The 14,522-nt window shown below is 62.6% G+C and carries 17 protein-coding genes; 13 read left to right on the top strand and 4 right to left on the bottom strand.

Annotated elements, in window-relative coordinates; all coding sequences use genetic code 11:
- Positions 1-6: 6 nt before the first annotated feature.
- The 6 genes from ACFWYE_RS26770 to coaA are packed head-to-tail and all read left to right on the top strand — an operon-like array spanning position 7 to position 3,999.
- Positions 7-297, top strand: coding sequence for a DUF1330 domain-containing protein (locus ACFWYE_RS26770; protein WP_326894135.1), 291 nt, complete (start codon positions 7-9; stop codon positions 295-297).
- Positions 298-1,044, top strand: coding sequence for a 1-(5-phosphoribosyl)-5-[(5-phosphoribosylamino)methylideneamino]imidazole-4-carboxamide isomerase (gene hisA / locus ACFWYE_RS26765; protein ID WP_379115182.1), 747 nt, complete (start codon positions 298-300; stop codon positions 1,042-1,044).
- A complete protein-coding gene (locus tag ACFWYE_RS26760) occupies positions 1,041-1,889 on the top strand; it encodes an arginase family protein (RefSeq protein WP_379115181.1) in 849 nt (282 codons plus the stop codon). The genes hisA and ACFWYE_RS26760 overlap by 4 nt, the downstream gene beginning before the upstream one ends.
- Positions 1,886-2,680 (top strand): imidazole glycerol phosphate synthase subunit HisF, encoded by a 795-nt coding sequence (hisF, locus tag ACFWYE_RS26755; protein ID WP_144378778.1) that lies wholly within the window; start codon positions 1,886-1,888, stop codon positions 2,678-2,680. Before ACFWYE_RS26760 ends, hisF begins: the two co-directional genes overlap by 4 nt.
- Positions 2,681-2,689: 9 nt before the next feature.
- Positions 2,690-3,016: a phosphoribosyl-ATP diphosphatase gene (locus tag ACFWYE_RS26750; RefSeq protein WP_379064646.1), complete on the top strand. Its 327-nt coding sequence runs from the start codon at positions 2,690-2,692 to the stop codon at positions 3,014-3,016.
- Positions 3,017-3,039: 23 nt separating this feature from the next.
- Entirely contained in the window at positions 3,040-3,999 is a 960-nt protein-coding gene (gene coaA / locus ACFWYE_RS26745; protein WP_379064644.1) for a type I pantothenate kinase, read from the top strand.
- Between the two features lie 15 nt (positions 4,000-4,014).
- Here coaA and ACFWYE_RS26740 read toward each other — a convergent pair whose 3' ends face one another.
- From ACFWYE_RS26740 to ACFWYE_RS26725, 4 genes are all read right to left on the bottom strand, one after another.
- Positions 4,015-4,629 (bottom strand): alpha-ketoglutarate-dependent dioxygenase AlkB family protein, encoded by a 615-nt coding sequence (locus ACFWYE_RS26740; protein WP_379064642.1) that lies wholly within the window; start codon positions 4,627-4,629, stop codon positions 4,015-4,017.
- Between the two features lie 106 nt (positions 4,630-4,735).
- Positions 4,736-5,206, bottom strand: coding sequence for a peptidoglycan-binding protein LysM (gene lysM / locus ACFWYE_RS26735; RefSeq protein ID WP_379064640.1), 471 nt, complete (start codon positions 5,204-5,206; stop codon positions 4,736-4,738).
- A gap of 85 nt (positions 5,207-5,291) precedes the next feature.
- Entirely contained in the window at positions 5,292-5,729 is a 438-nt protein-coding gene (arfB, locus tag ACFWYE_RS26730; protein WP_379064638.1) for an alternative ribosome rescue aminoacyl-tRNA hydrolase ArfB, read from the bottom strand.
- Between the two features lie 82 nt (positions 5,730-5,811).
- Positions 5,812-7,422 carry a phosphoenolpyruvate carboxykinase gene (locus tag ACFWYE_RS26725; protein ID WP_379115180.1) on the bottom strand — a complete coding sequence of 537 codons (1,611 nt, stop codon included), beginning with the start codon at positions 7,420-7,422 and terminating at the stop codon, positions 5,812-5,814.
- 366 nt (positions 7,423-7,788) lie between these two features.
- Between ACFWYE_RS26725 and ACFWYE_RS26720 the strand changes: the two genes are divergently transcribed.
- From ACFWYE_RS26720 to ahcY, 7 genes are all read left to right on the top strand, one after another.
- Positions 7,789-8,490, top strand: coding sequence for a response regulator transcription factor (locus tag ACFWYE_RS26720; protein ID WP_326894229.1), 702 nt, complete (start codon positions 7,789-7,791; stop codon positions 8,488-8,490).
- Between the two features lie 16 nt (positions 8,491-8,506).
- A complete protein-coding gene (locus ACFWYE_RS26715; RefSeq protein WP_379064634.1) occupies positions 8,507-10,288 on the top strand; it encodes a stimulus-sensing domain-containing protein in 1,782 nt (593 codons plus the stop codon).
- Positions 10,289-10,293: 5 nt separating this feature from the next.
- On the top strand, positions 10,294-10,758 hold the full coding sequence (locus ACFWYE_RS26710; RefSeq protein WP_379115179.1) for an HPr kinase/phosphorylase: 465 nt from the start codon (positions 10,294-10,296) through the stop codon (positions 10,756-10,758).
- Positions 10,759-10,921: 163 nt separating this feature from the next.
- Positions 10,922-11,323, top strand: coding sequence for a PTS sugar transporter subunit IIA (locus ACFWYE_RS26705; RefSeq protein WP_144378785.1), 402 nt, complete (start codon positions 10,922-10,924; stop codon positions 11,321-11,323).
- Positions 11,320-11,616: an HPr family phosphocarrier protein gene (locus ACFWYE_RS26700; protein WP_379064630.1), complete on the top strand. Its 297-nt coding sequence runs from the start codon at positions 11,320-11,322 to the stop codon at positions 11,614-11,616. The genes ACFWYE_RS26705 and ACFWYE_RS26700 overlap by 4 nt, the downstream gene beginning before the upstream one ends.
- A gap of 475 nt (positions 11,617-12,091) precedes the next feature.
- On the top strand, positions 12,092-12,760 hold the full coding sequence (locus ACFWYE_RS26695) for a hypothetical protein (RefSeq protein ID WP_379115178.1): 669 nt from the start codon (positions 12,092-12,094) through the stop codon (positions 12,758-12,760).
- Between the two features lie 321 nt (positions 12,761-13,081).
- The gene (ahcY, locus tag ACFWYE_RS26690; RefSeq protein WP_379115177.1) at positions 13,082-14,482 is read left to right on the top strand and encodes an adenosylhomocysteinase; all 1,401 of its coding nucleotides are present in this window, start codon (positions 13,082-13,084) and stop codon (positions 14,480-14,482) included.
- The last annotated feature ends 40 nt before the right edge of the window (positions 14,483-14,522 follow it).

The raw sequence follows: 14,522 nt of genomic DNA, 5'->3' as shown, positions 1-14,522 counted from the left end.
GATATCGTGAGCAAGAAAGGCTACTGGATGGCCATGATCGATGTCCAAGACCTCGACATCTACAAAACCTATATCGAAACCAACGGCGCGGCCTTCGCCAAATACGGCGCCAAATTCCTGGTGCGTGCCGGCCGCCACACCGAGCCGGAAGGCCCGACCGGCAACCGGCATGTGATCATCGAGTTCGAATCCTACGAGACGGCGCTCGCCTGCTACAATTCGCCGGAATATCAGGAAGCACTGAAGCATCGGCTGGCCGGATCGGTCGGCAAGGTCGCCATCGTCGAGGGGGCATAGATGATCCTTTTTCCGGCAATCGACCTGAAGGACGGCAAGTGCGTTCGCCTGAAGCTTGGCGACATGGATACGGCCACCGTCTACAATGAGGATCCTGCCGACCAGGCGCGCGCCTTCGAGGCGCAGGGTTTCGAATGGCTTCACGTCGTCGATCTCAACGGTGCCTTCAAGGGCAGGAGCGTCAACAGCGCGGCCGTCGGCGCCATCCTGAAGGCAACCAAGAATCCGGTGCAGCTCGGCGGCGGCATCCGCACCTTGCCGCAGATCGAGGATTGGCTGGATCGCGGGCTTGCCCGCGTGATCCTTGGCACGGTCGCCGTGCGCGATCCCGAACTGGTCAAGGAAGCCTGCCGGGCATTTCCCGGCAAGATCGCCGTCGGCATCGATGCCAAGGGCGGCAAGGTGGCGGTCGAGGGCTGGGCGGAAGCCTCCAGCCTTGGCGTGGTCGAGCTTGCGAAGAAGTTCGAGGGTGCCGGTGTCGCGGCCATCATCTACACCGACATCGACCGTGACGGCGTGCTGACCGGCATCAACTGGGATTCGACCATCGACCTTGCCGAAGCCGTCTCCATCCCTGTCATCGCCTCCGGCGGACTGGCCTCGATCGCCGACATCGTGCGCATGACCATGCCCGATGCCGCCAGGCTCGAAGGCGCCATTTCCGGCCGCGCTCTCTACGATGGCCGCATCGATCCCACCGAAGCACTGGCAATCCTGAAGGGCAAGACGAAGGAGGCTGCCTGGTGAAACTGTCGATCATCCTCGCCTCCTACGACAGTGGCCATTTCCATGGCGGCTGCGGCCAGGGCCCCGACGCGCTGATTGCCGGTGGGCTGGTCGAGGCGCTGACGCTCGCCGGCCACGAAGTCGACGTGGAAGACATCGGCAAGGTCGGTGACGAGCCGGGCCGGGAGATCGCGACGGGGTTCGCGGTCTGCAACGCGGTTTCCGAAAAGGTGCGTGCCGTGCGCGAGGAGGGCCGGTTTCCCGTCGTGCTGACGGGCAATTGCCTGACGGCTGCCGGGTCGGTCGCCGGCGAAGATGCCGATTCCATCATCTGGGCCGACCAGCATGGTGACCTCAACACGCCCGAAACCTCGATCTATGGCTTCCTTGACGGCATGGCGCTGTCGACGGTGCTTGGCCTGTGCTGGAAACCGATGGCGCTGGAGATACCGGGTTTCAAGCCGGTCGATTCGTCGCGCTGCATCCTGGTCAATGCACGCGACCTCGACCCGGATGAAAGGAAGCTTCTCGAAACCTTGCCGATCATCCGCACCGAATGCGGTGGCGCTGTAGGAGCGGTAACCAGGCTCAAGGCAGCCGGGGCGACGCGCACCCACATGCATATCGACCTCGACGTGCATGATCCGAAGGAACTGCAGGCCAACCGCTACACGACGGAAGGCGGCCCGAATCCGGTGCAGCTGCGCCGTGCAGCCTGCATCATGGCCAAGGATGTGCCGGTCGTAGGCATCACCATCTCGGCCTATGACCCGGCCTTCGACGCCCAGGCCGAAGTGCCGCCGCTGGTTGGACAATTGCTCACCGAGCTGCTGGCCACGGTGGAAGAACCGGGAGCTCCCCTTTGACATTGAAGGCACGCGTAATCCCCTGTTTGGATGTCAAAGACGGTCGCGTGGTGAAGGGCGTCAACTTCGTCGATCTGGTCGACGCGGGCGACCCGGTGGAAGCCGCCAAGGCCTATGACGCGGCCGGCGCCGATGAGCTCTGCTTCCTCGACATCACCGCCTCGTCCGACAATCGCGAAACCATCTTCGATGTCGTTGCCCGCACAGCCGAACAGTGTTTCATGCCGCTGACCGTCGGTGGCGGCGTGCGCCAGGTTGCGGACATCCGCAGGCTCCTGCTGGCCGGCGCCGACAAGGTGTCGATCAACACGACGGCAGTGAAGAATCCGTCCTTCGTTGCGGAAGCCGCCGACAAGTTCGGCAACCAGTGCATCGTCGTTGCCATCGACGCCAAGAAGGTGTCGGCGGCAGGTGAAGCCGATCGCTGGGAGATCTTCACGCATGGCGGCCGCGAAAAGACGGGCATCGATGCCGTCGAATTTGCCCGCAAGGTCGTTGACCTCGGCGCCGGCGAGATCCTGCTGACCTCGATGGATCGCGACGGTACCAAGGCTGGTTACGATATCGCCCTGACCCGCGCCGTCGCGGACGCAGTGCGCGCTCCGGTGATCGCTTCGGGCGGCGTCGGCAATCTCGACCATATGGTCGCCGGTATCCGCGATGGCCATGCCACCGCCGTGCTTGCCGCCTCCATCTTCCACTTCGGTACCTACACGATCGCCGAGGCCAAGCAGCACATGGCGGCGGCTGGTCTGCCGATGCGACTCGACTCGCTCCCCAAAGGGTCCTAAACGGCTATTATGACTGGCTTTTCGCTGTCCGATCTCGAGGCGACCATTCGCGAACGCGCGCATTCCGGCGACCCGGAATCGTGGACGGCCAAGCTTTATGCGCGCGGCATGGACAAGGCCGCGCAGAAACTTGGCGAAGAAGCCGTCGAGGCCGTCATCGCCGCCATCAAGGGCGACCGGCAGGGCCTCGTTTCGGAAAGCGCCGATCTCCTCTATCATTTGCTGGTGGTGCTCGGCATCGCCGGTGTGCCGCTGGATGACGTTCTGGCGGAACTCGAACGCCGGACCGGGCGTTCAGGCATCGCCGAGAAGGCCTCGCGGGACGGGCGGGGCTGATGCTGGAAAGGGCGGGGAACTCGATGGACCAGCTCACGCCGACCGAGAAATATTCTCCCTATCTTTTCTTTTCCGCCGACGACTGGGCCAAATTCCGCGCCGACACGCCGCTGACGCTCGGCAGGGACGAGATCGACAGGCTGCGCTCGCTGAACGACCCGGTCGATCTGGAAGAAGTCACCCGCATCTATCTGTCGATGTCGCGCTTGCTGTCGGCGCATGTCGAATCCAGCCAGATGCTGTTTCGCCAGCGCCAAGCCTTCTTCAACAAGGCGAGCGTGGTCAAGACGCCCTACATCATCGGCATCGCCGGTTCCGTGGCGGTCGGCAAGTCGACCACCGCGCGCGTTCTGAAGGAACTGCTCGCACGCTGGCCGTCGAGCCCGAAGGTCGACCTGGTCACCACCGACGGTTTTCTTCTTCCCAACGAGGTGCTGCGCCGCGACCGGCTGATGGAGCGCAAGGGTTTTCCCGACAGCTACGACGTCGGTGCGCTGCTGCGGTTCCTGTCATCGATCAAATCCGGCGAACGCGACGTCCGCGCGCCGCTCTATTCGCACCTCACCTATGACGTGTTGCCGGGCGCCTATGTCACCATCGACCGGCCGGACATACTGATCTTTGAAGGCATCAACGTGCTGCAGCCCGGCAGGCTGCCGATGGATGGCAAATTCGTGCCGTTCCTGTCGGATTTCTTCGACTTCTCGATCTACATCGACGCCGACGAAGAGCTCATCCACGAATGGTACATCGCCCGCTTCATGCGGCTGCGTGAGACCGCCTTCCGCAATCCGGAATCCTTCTTCCATCGCTATTCGCAACTGTCGGAGACCGCCGCTCGCGCCATCGCCGAGGGTTTGTGGGCAAACATCAATCTCAAGAACCTGCGCGAGAACATTCTGCCGACACGTCCTCGCGCCGATCTCATCCTGCGCAAGGGCGCCAACCACCTGGTCGAGGAAGTGGCACTGCGGAAACTCTAGCCCTCAAGGGTGAGGTCAGGGCTTCGTCACGCGCCGCAAAGTCAGGTTGATCCGCCCGCCATTCTTCAGCAGCGCCGAGGTCATCGGATAGATGCGGTCGACGCCGTGGAAGGCGAGGCGGCCGTCTCCGCCCAGCACAACGACGTCGCCGGATTTCAGCCTGAACGACACCGTCTTGCCGTCGCGCACCGTCTGGCCGACACGGAACAGGCAATCGTCGCCGAGCGAGATCGATACCACCGGGGCGGCGAATTCCTGTTCGTCACGGTCCTGGTGCAGCCCCATTTTGGCCTCCGCCGTGTAGAAATTGACGAGGCAGGCTTCCGGCGCATGCGGATAGCCTGAAACCTCGCGCCACAGCGCAAGCAGGCTTTCCGGGATGGCAGGCCATGGCTTTCCCGTCGCCGGGTGCGTCGCCTGGTAACGATAGCCCTGCTCCTTGTCCGTGACCCAGCCGAGCGCGCCGCAATTGGTCATGCGCACGCTCATCTCCTTGCCGGTGCGCGGCATGGCCGGCACATAGAGCGGTGCTTCCTGCACGACGGCTCTTACAGCCTCGACCAGGGCTTCCTGGGCCGGGCGCGCGAGATAGCCGGGCATATGGCGGACGCCTTTGGGCAGGACGAGCATGGGCTGGTTTCCGGATTCGCGTGGTGTGCGGGACAACAATGCACCCGCCAACGAAAAACGGCGACCCGAAAGCCGCCGCCTTGTCGTTTTGACTCGGGTAGCCGGATCAGGAAAGCTCGGGGATGCGCAGGACCTGGCCCGGATAGATCTTGTCGGGATGGGTGAGCATCGGCTTGTTGGCTTCGAAGATCAGCGGATTCTTGGCGCCGTTGCCCTTGCCATACTGTGCCTCGGCGATCTTCCACAGATTGTCGCCCTTCTTCACCGTATAGAAAACCGGGGCCTTGGCAGGCGCTGCGGTGGCGGTATCGGCGCCGACCTTGAGCTCGTCCGCCTGAACTTTCGAAACACCCAGCGTGTTGCCGACGGCAATCACAGCCTTTTCGAAGATCGACTGGTCCTTGACCTCGCCCTTCAGCACGGCCGTATCGCCCTTGACCTCGATCTGCACGCCGTCGGTGCCGAGCTTGTGCGAATCCAGTTCCTTTTTCAGCGTGCCGGCGTCTGGTGCGGCTTCCTCATCGTCGCCAATGCCGAGCTTCTTGCCGACGCCTTTGACGAAATCGAAAATTCCCATGGTGAGGTCTCCATGCCTGTTAAACGGGAGCACCAACCTTGCATCAGAAAGCGCAGATGGGAAGTCCCGTTGCGGAACTTGGCCGTTATTCTTCGCCCACCCTGCCGCGCAGCTTCTTGACCGTTGAGCGCCCGGCCTTGCTTTTCAGCCGCCGTTCGACCGCGCCTTTGCTCGGCCTGGTCTTCTTGCGCGGAGGTGGCGGTGGTTCAGCTGCCTTGGCCACCAATGCCGTCAGTCGTGCGCGCGCATCGGCGCGATTCTGCTCCTGGGTCCGGAAGCGGCCAGCTTCGATGACGATGACGCCGTCCTTGGTGGCGCGCTGCCCGGCAAAGCGGATGACACGGTCGCGCACCCGCTCGGAAAGGCCTGCCGCGAGCGCTGCGTTGAAACGCAACTGCACGGCGGTGGCAACCTTGTTGACGTTCTGCCCGCCGGGGCCGGAAGAGCGGATGAAGCTCTCCTCGAGGTCATCCGGGTGGATGACCGCCTCCGCGCTTACCGTGATGATCTCGTCATTTGCCATGACACAGTGATGGCGCGGCGGCGGCAAAAAGAAAAGGCCCGACCTGAGTCGGGCCCGCTGGAGGCAGAGCTGGGAAGGAAGCTTACTCCGCTGCTTCCTGTACGCGGGGCGCGGCACCACGCACGGCCGCATCGACGTGATCTTCGAACTTGCCGAAGTTGTCGATGAACATGCCGACCAGCTTGGCGGCCTGGCGGTCATAGCCGGCCTTGTCGGCCCAGGTCGAGCGCGGCTCGAGGATGGCGCCGTCGACACCCTCCACGGCCACCGGGACCTCGAAGCCGAAGTTCGGATCGGTACGGAACTCGGCCTGGTTGAGCGAACCGTTCAGCGCGGCAGTCAGCAGCGCGCGGGTCGCCTTGATCGGCATGCGGCGGCCGGTGCCGTAGGCGCCGCCGGTCCAGCCGGTGTTGACCAGCCAGCAATCGACGCCGTGACGGGCGATCAGTTCGCGCAGCAGGTTGCCGTATTCCGAAGGATGCCGCGGCATGAACGGCGCGCCGAAGCAGGTCGAGAACGTCGCTTCGGGCTCGGTCACGCCCTTTTCCGTGCCGGCCACCTTGGCCGTGTAGCCCGACAGGAAGTGGTACATCGCCTGTGCCGGCGTCAGCCTTGCGATCGGCGGCATCACGCCGAAAGCATCGGCGGTCAGCATGATGATGTTCTTCGGATGATTGGCGCGGCCGCTGGCGCTGGCATTCGGAATGAAATTCAGCGGATAGGCGCAGCGCGTGTTCTCGGTCAGCCGGCCGTCGTCGAAATCCGGCACGCGCTGGTCGTCGAGGATGACGTTCTCCAGCACGGTGCCGAAGCGCCGGGTGGTTGCGAAGATTTCCGGCTCGGCCTCCGCCGAAAGCTTGATGGTCTTGGCGTAGCAGCCACCTTCGAAGTTGAAGATGCCATGTGGTCCCCAGCCATGCTCATCGTCGCCGATCAGCGTGCGCGAAGGGTCGGCCGAAAGCGTGGTCTTGCCGGTGCCGGACAGCCCGAAGAACACGGCGGCATCGCCATCGGGGCCTTCGTTGGCCGAGCAGTGCATCGGCATGACGCCCTGTTCCGGCAGCAGGTAGTTGAGGGCGGTGAACACCGACTTCTTCATCTCTCCGGCATAGGAGGTGCCGCCGATCAGCACGATCATGCGCGTCAGATCGAGCGCGATCATGGTCTCGGTGCGCGAGCCATGGCGGGTCGGGTCGGCGCGGAAGGACGGCAGGTCGATGATCGTCATCTTCGGCAGGAAACTGGACAGCGCTTCCTGCTCGGGACGGATCAGCAGGTTGCGGATGAACAGCGAGTGCCAGGCGAACTCGGTGATGACGCGGGTCGGCAGGCTGAGCTCCGTGTCGGCGCCGCCGACGAGATCCTGCACATAGAGATCCTTGTCAGCCGCATGCGCCAGGAAGTCGGCAAGCAGCGTGTCGAACTGGGCAGGAGTGATGGCCTTGTTGTTGTTCCACCAGACGCTGTCTTCCGTCTTGGCATCGCGCACCACGAACTTGTCCTTGGGCGAACGGCCGGTGTGCTGGCCGGTCTCGGCGACGAGGGCGCCGAGAGCGGTCAACTTCGCCTCGTTGCGGCGCAGCGCTTCCTCATAGAGCTCGGCAGCCCCGAAATTGTAGCGCACCGTGCCTGTCGTCTTCAGGCCAATCGCGTCGAGTCCGCATGCGGGGTTACGCTTGCCGCGTTCCGCCATCGATATTCTCCCTGTTGATTGTCGCTTCGGTGGTTGCCCCAGGATCGGGTGATCCAAGCTTCGGAAAATGGCCAAAATCAGAAAAAGCAAACGATATCAAATCATTAATCGATTTAAAAATTTTGAAAGATGTTTAAATCGTTTAAAAGCTGCAAAAATACGGGTTGTCCCCAGCCGTTGACCAAAGGATCGGGTGGCGCCCGGCGTCCAATCCTGGCGATAGGGAGGCAAGGGGCTCATTGTGGACATAAGCGCTTGGCCGATGTAGGACGACTGGCGGCGTGCCACATTTTGTACCCAATTTGTCCTGCAAAAGCCCCTTCCTACGGTACGAAGGGACACCCGCTCATGAGGGAGCCGCTGGAAATGGCGACAATCGCGCTGGTCGATGACGACCGCAACATCCTGACATCGGTTTCGATTGCCTTGGAATCGGAAGGATACCGGGTCGAAACCTATACGGATGGCGCATCCGCGCTCGAGGGGCTTGCGGCGCGTCCGCCGAATCTTGCGATCCTGGATATCAAGATGCCGCGCATGGACGGCATGGAATTGCTTCGTCGTCTGCGCCAGAAGACCGACTTGCCCGTCATCTTCCTGACGTCCAAGGATGACGAGATCGACGAACTGTTCGGCCTGAAGATGGGTGCCGACGATTTCATCAAGAAGCCGTTTTCACAGCGCCTTCTGGTGGAGCGCGTGCGAGCGGTTCTGCGCCGTACCAGCGCCCGCGAGGCAGCAGCCAAGGCGCCGACGCAGGCTTCGCGTTCATTGGAGCGTGGCCAGCTGGTCATGGACCAGGAGCGCCACACCTGCACCTGGAAAGGCGAGCCCGTCGTGCTCACCGTCACCGAGTTCCTCATCCTGCATTCGCTGGCGCAGCGCCCGGGCGTTGTGAAAAGCCGTGATGCGCTGATGGATTCGGCCTATGATGAGCAGGTCTATGTCGACGACCGCACGATCGACAGCCACATCAAGCGGCTGCGCAAGAAGTTCAAGGCCGTCGACGACGACTTCGAGATGATCGAAACGCTTTACGGGGTCGGCTACCGGTTCCGCGAAGCCTGAGATTGACCGGGATCCGATGGCAGCAGAGGTAGAGCGGAACAGGCCTTCGGCCACGCGACGGTCGTCGCGTATCCTGCCCGCAGCCTTGTCGAGGGTAACGGTGCCGATGCGCCGTTTCCTCGGCCATCACATCTTTTCCAGTCTCACCCGGCGCATCCTCTTCCTCAACCTCGCCGGCCTGGCCGTGCTGGTCGTCGGCATTCTCTATCTCAACACCTTCCGCGACGGCCTCATCGACGCGCGCGTCGAAAGCCTGATGACACAGGGCGAGATCATCGCCGGTGCGGTCGCCTCCTCGGCGACGGTCGAGACCGATGCCATCCGCATCGATCCGGAAAAGCTGCTTGAGCTGCAGGCCGGCCAAAGCCTTGGCCCTTCAGCGGATCAGCTCGACAATCTCGATTTTCCGATCAACCCCGAGCGGGTGGCGCCGCTGTTGCGGCGGCTGATTTCGCCGACCCGCACCCGCGCCCGCATCTATGACCGCGATGCCAACCTGCTGCTCGATTCCAGGCATCTTTATTCAAAAGGCCAGGTTCTGCGCTATGATTTGCCGCCTCTGGAGGATGAGGAGCCGAACCTCGTAGAGCGCGTCCAGAAATTCGTCTTCGACATTTTCTCGAACCGTTCGTTGCCGGTCTACAAGGAACAGCCGGGCGGCAACGGTACCGTCTTCCCGGAGGTGATGAAGGCCCTGACAGGTGGACCGTCCACCTTTGTCAGAGTTAGCGAGAGGGGTGAGCAGATCGTCTCGGTCGCCGTTCCCATCCAGCGCCCCCGAGCGGTGCTGGGCGTGCTGATGCTGTCCACCGAAGGCGGCGACATCGACAAGATCGTGGCGACCGAACGCAAGGCGATCCTGCGTGTCTTCGGCGTGGCGGCGCTGGTGACGGCGATCCTGTCGATGCTGCTTGCTTCCACCATCGCCAATCCGCTGCGCCGCCTGTCGGCTGCCGCGGTGCGCGTGCGCCGCTCGATCAAGAACCGCGAGGAGATACCCGACTTTTCCGACCGCCAGGATGAGATCGGCAACCTGTCGATCGCGGTGCGCGACATGACCAATGCGCTTTATGCCCGTATCGAGGCGATCGAAAGTTTCGCCGCCGACGTCTCGCATGAGCTGAAGAACCCGCTGACGTCGCTGCGCAGTGCCGTGGAGACCTTGCCGCTGGCGAAGAACGAGACCTCGCGCAGCCGGCTGATGGAAGTGATCCAGCATGACGTCAGGCGGCTGGATCGCCTCATCACCGACATTTCCGATGCCTCGCGCCTCGACGCCGAACTGGCGCGTGACGATGCCGCCAGGGTCGATTTCAAGCAATTCGTTTCCGATCTGGTCAGCGTTTCACGTGAGGCTTCCCATCACAAGAAGTCGGTCGAGATCGAACTCAAGGTCGCCAAGCTGCCGCAGGGCGCCAAGGGTTATCATGTCCAGGGCCACGACCTGCGCCTCGGCCAGGTCATCACCAATCTGATCGAGAACGCGCGTTCGTTCGTACCCGACGGTCACGGCCAGATCACGCTGTCGCTCGCCCGGTCGGGCAAGTTCAACATCCTGACGGTGGACGACAATGGTCCGGGCATCCGCGCCGAGAACATCGAGCGCATCTTCGAGCGGTTCTACACGGATCGGCCCGCCGGCGAGGCGTTCGGGCAGAATTCGGGCCTTGGCCTGTCGATCAGCCGGCAGATCGTCGAGGCCCACGGCGGCACCCTGACCGCCGAGAACATCCCCGGCACCAAGCCGGGCGAAATCCGGGGCGCCCGCTTCGTCGTCGCCCTTCCGGCCGAAGGCTGAACGCCTTGGCCGCAGACGGGGCAAAGCCTGCGCCGAACATCCACGGCACCGCGCTGCTGACCGGCGATCGCGGCATCCTCATCACCGGCGCATCGGGATCTGGAAAATCGACGCTGGCTCTGGCGCTGGTCGGCTATTTTCGCGGACAGGGCCTGTTTTCGCGACTGATCGCCGACGACCAGCTGTTGATTTCCAGCCATGACGGCCGGCTGCTTTGTGCCGCACCACCCGCCATCGCCGGTCTGGCCGAGGTTGCCGGCATTGGCCCGCAACCGGTGGCGTATCAGCCGGAAGCGTTGATCGATCTGTGTGTCCGGCTGGTTCCGGCCCCGGAGATGCAGCGGTTTCAGGCTGACGCAACCGTTACCATCGCCGGTTGCGAGATCCCTGCGCTCGACGTCGCGGCCCGCAACGTCACTGCCGCCGTGGCAGCGATTTCGGCGCGGCTGTCGATCGCGTCTTTTCGATGACGCAACGGAAGTTTTATGCTGCAATGCGTCAAAATGGCTCGCACTGGCGCAAATTGGGGCTTGTCAACGCGACTTGCGTCGACAAGATAGCGCTCCCGCCGTCTGGACAGATGGCGAGAATAAGATGCGCCTGTGAAGGGGCCATGACGGGAGCCGCCAAAGAATGATCGGACTCGTGCTCGTGACGCACGGTCGACTGGCCGATGAGTTCCGCCTTGCCGTGGAACACGTCGTGGGACCGCAGGACAATTTCGAAACCGTTGCGATCGGTGCCGAAGACGATATGGAGCAGCGCCGCAGCGACATCGTCGAAGCGGTACGGCGTGTCGACACCGGCGCCGGCGTCATCCTGCTGACCGACATGTTCGGGGGTACCCCGTCCAATCTCGCCATCTCGGTGATGGAGGCGGGCCGCATCGAAGTCATCGCCGGCATGAACCTGCCCATGCTGATCAAGCTCTCCAGCGTTCGCAAGAGCGACAACATGGTCACGGCGCTCGACGAGGCGCAGACAGCCGGTCGCAAATACATCAACGTCGCCAGCCAGCTCCTGACCAGCAAATGAACACCATGTCCTCCGACGCCGGCTATGTTGTCCGCGATATGCGGATCATCAACCAGCGCGGACTGCATGCCCGTGCTTCCGCCAAATTCGTCCAGGTGGCGGGCAGCTTCGAAGCAGACGTTCATGTCGAGAAGGATGGCACCAAGGTCGGTGGCACCTCGATCATGGGACTGATGATGCTGGCCGCCAGCCCCGGCTGCTCGATCCGCGTCACGGCCACGGGGCGCGAGGCGGCCCAGGTGATCGCCGCGCTCGATGAACTCGTCGCCTCGAAGTTCGGCGAAGAGATCTGACCTTCACGGTCCCGCCGGGCTTGTCCTGAGCTTCATCTCTGTCGGAACCAATAGCGGTGTTTGACGCCGGCATAGGCAGCTATGCGATCGTCGATCCGGCCGAGAGCGTGGTGGCGGCTCGGCCAGCGGCGCAAACGGCACGGGTCGCACGGTTATGGTTGTGCCGGGCTTCCGCAGGATACTGGAAAAGCTGGATGTCGACCTGGCCTCGACAGTCGTTTCGCCCGGCATCGCCTGGCTCAGCCGGCTGGAGATTTCTTATATCCGTTGTCCGTTTGGTGCGCGTCGGGTCGGACTTCCATCCGGCGGTCGCCATAAGCGCCGCTGCTTTGAATTCCGACTTCGTGGCGATCCTCTTGAATGTGCATCCTTGACACAACGAAACGGGCCGTTTAGATAATGGATACAGAACGTGCCGTTTCGTTAAAAAAGCCCTGTACCCGTTTCCGTGCGAGTTTTCAGAAGGAGCAGTCGAATGAACCGCATGCAAAGGCCTCTGATTCATGTTTCCGCACTGGCGCTCATCGCCTTCGGGGTCATCACGACAGCCTTTGCCGGAGGAGCAGACGGCCGGGTCTCAACAGGTTTCGAAACCATGCTGGCCTCGCTGCCCATCCCCGCAGGTTACGGTCGTGTCCGTGATGCCGATATTGCCGTCGACGGATCGCCGGCGCGCCTCATTCGTTATGAGCGAAGGGACGGCAGAAATCCCGGGCTCGGCGGTGAGCACTTCAGCGTGGTCGTTGACCTGTCCGGAAAGCTGAAGGGCTTTACCCGGATGGATATGGCGCTTCGCGATGGCACGCTTCCGAGCCAGGAAGAGGCGAGAACAATCGCTATGCGCTTTCTTTCCAGCCATGCACCCGACCTTCTGCCGAACCTGCGGATCAGCTTCATCGCACCCCATGACGAACAGGTTCGTGTCGAGGGTGGCCCCGTCACTCTTCCGGGAATGAAGGTCAAGATGCGTGATACCGCCGATGGTCGCTGGTTTTGGGTCATCGTCGGCGCGGATCGCGAGGTGATGGTTTTCGAGCGCGATATCGTCTGGGCCAATCTTCAAGGGCGCAGAACAACTGAGTTGTGGTTGCACGACGGCTGGCTTGTCGAAAACACCGGGCGGCTGAGACCCCGCGACGCCTGACACGGAGCGGATGCCGGCGCCAGCCTGCGCGGCCTGGGCTTCTCAGGACGGTTCGCCAGTCCGGGTCCAGGCCAGAACCGGCGGAACGAGGAATGCGGGCGGAGCCTGCGACGCACGGGGAACCGGTTCTCCGAAACGCCTGAAAGACTGCTGGTCGCCCAGCCCGCGCCGCGGAGCTTGTGTCATATGCGCAGATAAAGATTTCTTTATATCCCGTTGTCTGTTTCGGCTTGATCTGCTAGGCAGTCGCCAACGCCGCGTTCATCTTTTGCGCCATCCGGCGCGAGCGCGTCAGCACAGCAAATCAACCGGAGCACCGCCATGACGGGTAGCAAGGACTATGTGATCGCCGATATTTCGCTTGCCGGCTGGGGCCGCAAGGAAATCGAGATCGCCGAGACGGAAATGCCGGGCCTGATGGCCTGCCGCGAGGAATTCGGCGAGAAAAAGCCGCTCAAGGGCGCCCGCATCACCGGCTCCCTGCACATGACCATCCAGACCGCCGTGCTGATCGAGACGCTGAAGGCGCTCGGCGCGGAAATCCGCTGGGCCTCCTGCAACATCTTCTCGACCCAGGACCACGCCGCCGCGGCGATCGCCGAAACAGGTATTCCGGTTTTCGCCGTCAAGGGCGAGTCGCTGGAAGAGTACTGGGAATACACCGACAAGATCTTCCAGTGGGCCGATGGCGGCGTTTCCAACATGATCCTCGATGATGGCGGCGACGCCACCATGTACATCCTGATCGGCGCGCGCGCCGAGGCCGGCGAGGACGTGCTGTCGAAGCCAGGCAGCGAGGAAGAGGAAATCCTGTTCGCGCAGATCAAGAAGCGTCTCCAGGCTTCCCCCGGCTTCTTCACAAGGCAGCGTGAGGCAATCCGCGGCGTCACCGAAGAAACCACCACCGGCGTCAACCGCCTCTACCAGCTGCAGAAGAAGGGCCTGCTGCCCTTCCCGGCGATCAACGTCAACGACTCGGTCACCAAGTCGAAATTCGACAACAAGTACGGCTGCAAGGAATCCCTGGTCGACGGCATCCGTCGCGGCACCGACGTCATGATGGCCGGCAAGGTCGCCGTGGTCTGCGGTTATGGCGATGTCGGCAAAGGCTCGGCCGCGTCGCTGTCCGGCGCCGGCGCCCGCGTGAAGGTCACGGAAGTCGACCCGATCTGCGCTTTGCAGGCTGCCATGGACGGTTTCGAGGTGGTCACGCTGGAAGATGCCGCTCCGACCGCGGACATCGTCATCACAACCACCGGCAACAAGGATGTCGTGACGCTCGACCACATGCGCGCCATGAAGGACATGGTGATCGTCGGCAATATCGGCCACTTCGACAACGAGATCCAGGTTGCCTCGCTGCGCAATCTCAAATGGACCAATGTCAAGCCGCAGGTCGACATGATCTCCTTCCCGGACGGCAAGCGCATGATCCTGCTGTCGGAGGGCCGTCTGCTCAATCTCGGCAACGCCACCGGCCATCCGAGCTTCGTGATGTCGGCTTCCTTCACCAATCAGGTGCTGGCGCAGATCGAGCTGTGGACGCAGCCCGGCAAGTACGAAAACAAGGTCTACACGCTGCCGAAGCACCTCGACGAGAAGGTGGCTCGCCTGCATCTCGGCAAGCTCGGCGCCAAGCTTACGGAACTGTCCGGTGAGCAGGCCTCCTATATCGGCGTGACGCCGCAGGGGCCTTATAAGCCGGAACACTACCGCTATTAACCCTATCTGATTGTACTACAAGATATTGAGGCCGGGCGAT

The organism is Mesorhizobium sp. NPDC059025 (genome assembly GCF_042739655.1).
GTDB lineage: Bacteria > Pseudomonadota > Alphaproteobacteria > Rhizobiales > Rhizobiaceae > Mesorhizobium.
The sequence above is the reverse complement of the archived record's forward strand: the minus strand, read 5'-3'. Positions and strand labels throughout refer to the sequence as shown.

Bases quoted from the DNA above. Each gene is read 5' to 3' on its own strand.
- ahcY (WP_379115177.1), top strand. From the start codon at position 13,082: ATGACGGGTAGCAAGGACTATGTGATCGCCGATATTTCGCTTGCCGGC.
- lysM (WP_379064640.1), bottom strand. From the start codon at position 5,206: ATGGGAATTTTCGATTTCGTCAAAGGCGTCGGCAAGAAGCTCGGCATT.
- hisA (WP_379115182.1), top strand. From the start codon at position 298: ATGATCCTTTTTCCGGCAATCGACCTGAAGGACGGCAAGTGCGTTCGC.
- ACFWYE_RS26720 (WP_326894229.1), top strand. From the start codon at position 7,789: ATGGCGACAATCGCGCTGGTCGATGACGACCGCAACATCCTGACATCG.
- ACFWYE_RS26715 (WP_379064634.1), top strand. From the start codon at position 8,507: ATGGCAGCAGAGGTAGAGCGGAACAGGCCTTCGGCCACGCGACGGTCG.
- ACFWYE_RS26695 (WP_379115178.1), top strand. From the start codon at position 12,092: ATGAACCGCATGCAAAGGCCTCTGATTCATGTTTCCGCACTGGCGCTC.
- ACFWYE_RS26725 (WP_379115180.1), bottom strand. From the start codon at position 7,422: ATGGCGGAACGCGGCAAGCGTAACCCCGCATGCGGACTCGACGCGATT.
- ACFWYE_RS26705 (WP_144378785.1), top strand. From the start codon at position 10,922: ATGATCGGACTCGTGCTCGTGACGCACGGTCGACTGGCCGATGAGTTC.
- arfB (WP_379064638.1), bottom strand. From the start codon at position 5,729: ATGGCAAATGACGAGATCATCACGGTAAGCGCGGAGGCGGTCATCCAC.
- ACFWYE_RS26750 (WP_379064646.1), top strand. From the start codon at position 2,690: ATGACTGGCTTTTCGCTGTCCGATCTCGAGGCGACCATTCGCGAACGC.
- coaA (WP_379064644.1), top strand. From the start codon at position 3,040: ATGGACCAGCTCACGCCGACCGAGAAATATTCTCCCTATCTTTTCTTT.
- ACFWYE_RS26700 (WP_379064630.1), top strand. From the start codon at position 11,320: ATGAACACCATGTCCTCCGACGCCGGCTATGTTGTCCGCGATATGCGG.
- ACFWYE_RS26740 (WP_379064642.1), bottom strand. From the start codon at position 4,629: ATGCTCGTCCTGCCCAAAGGCGTCCGCCATATGCCCGGCTATCTCGCG.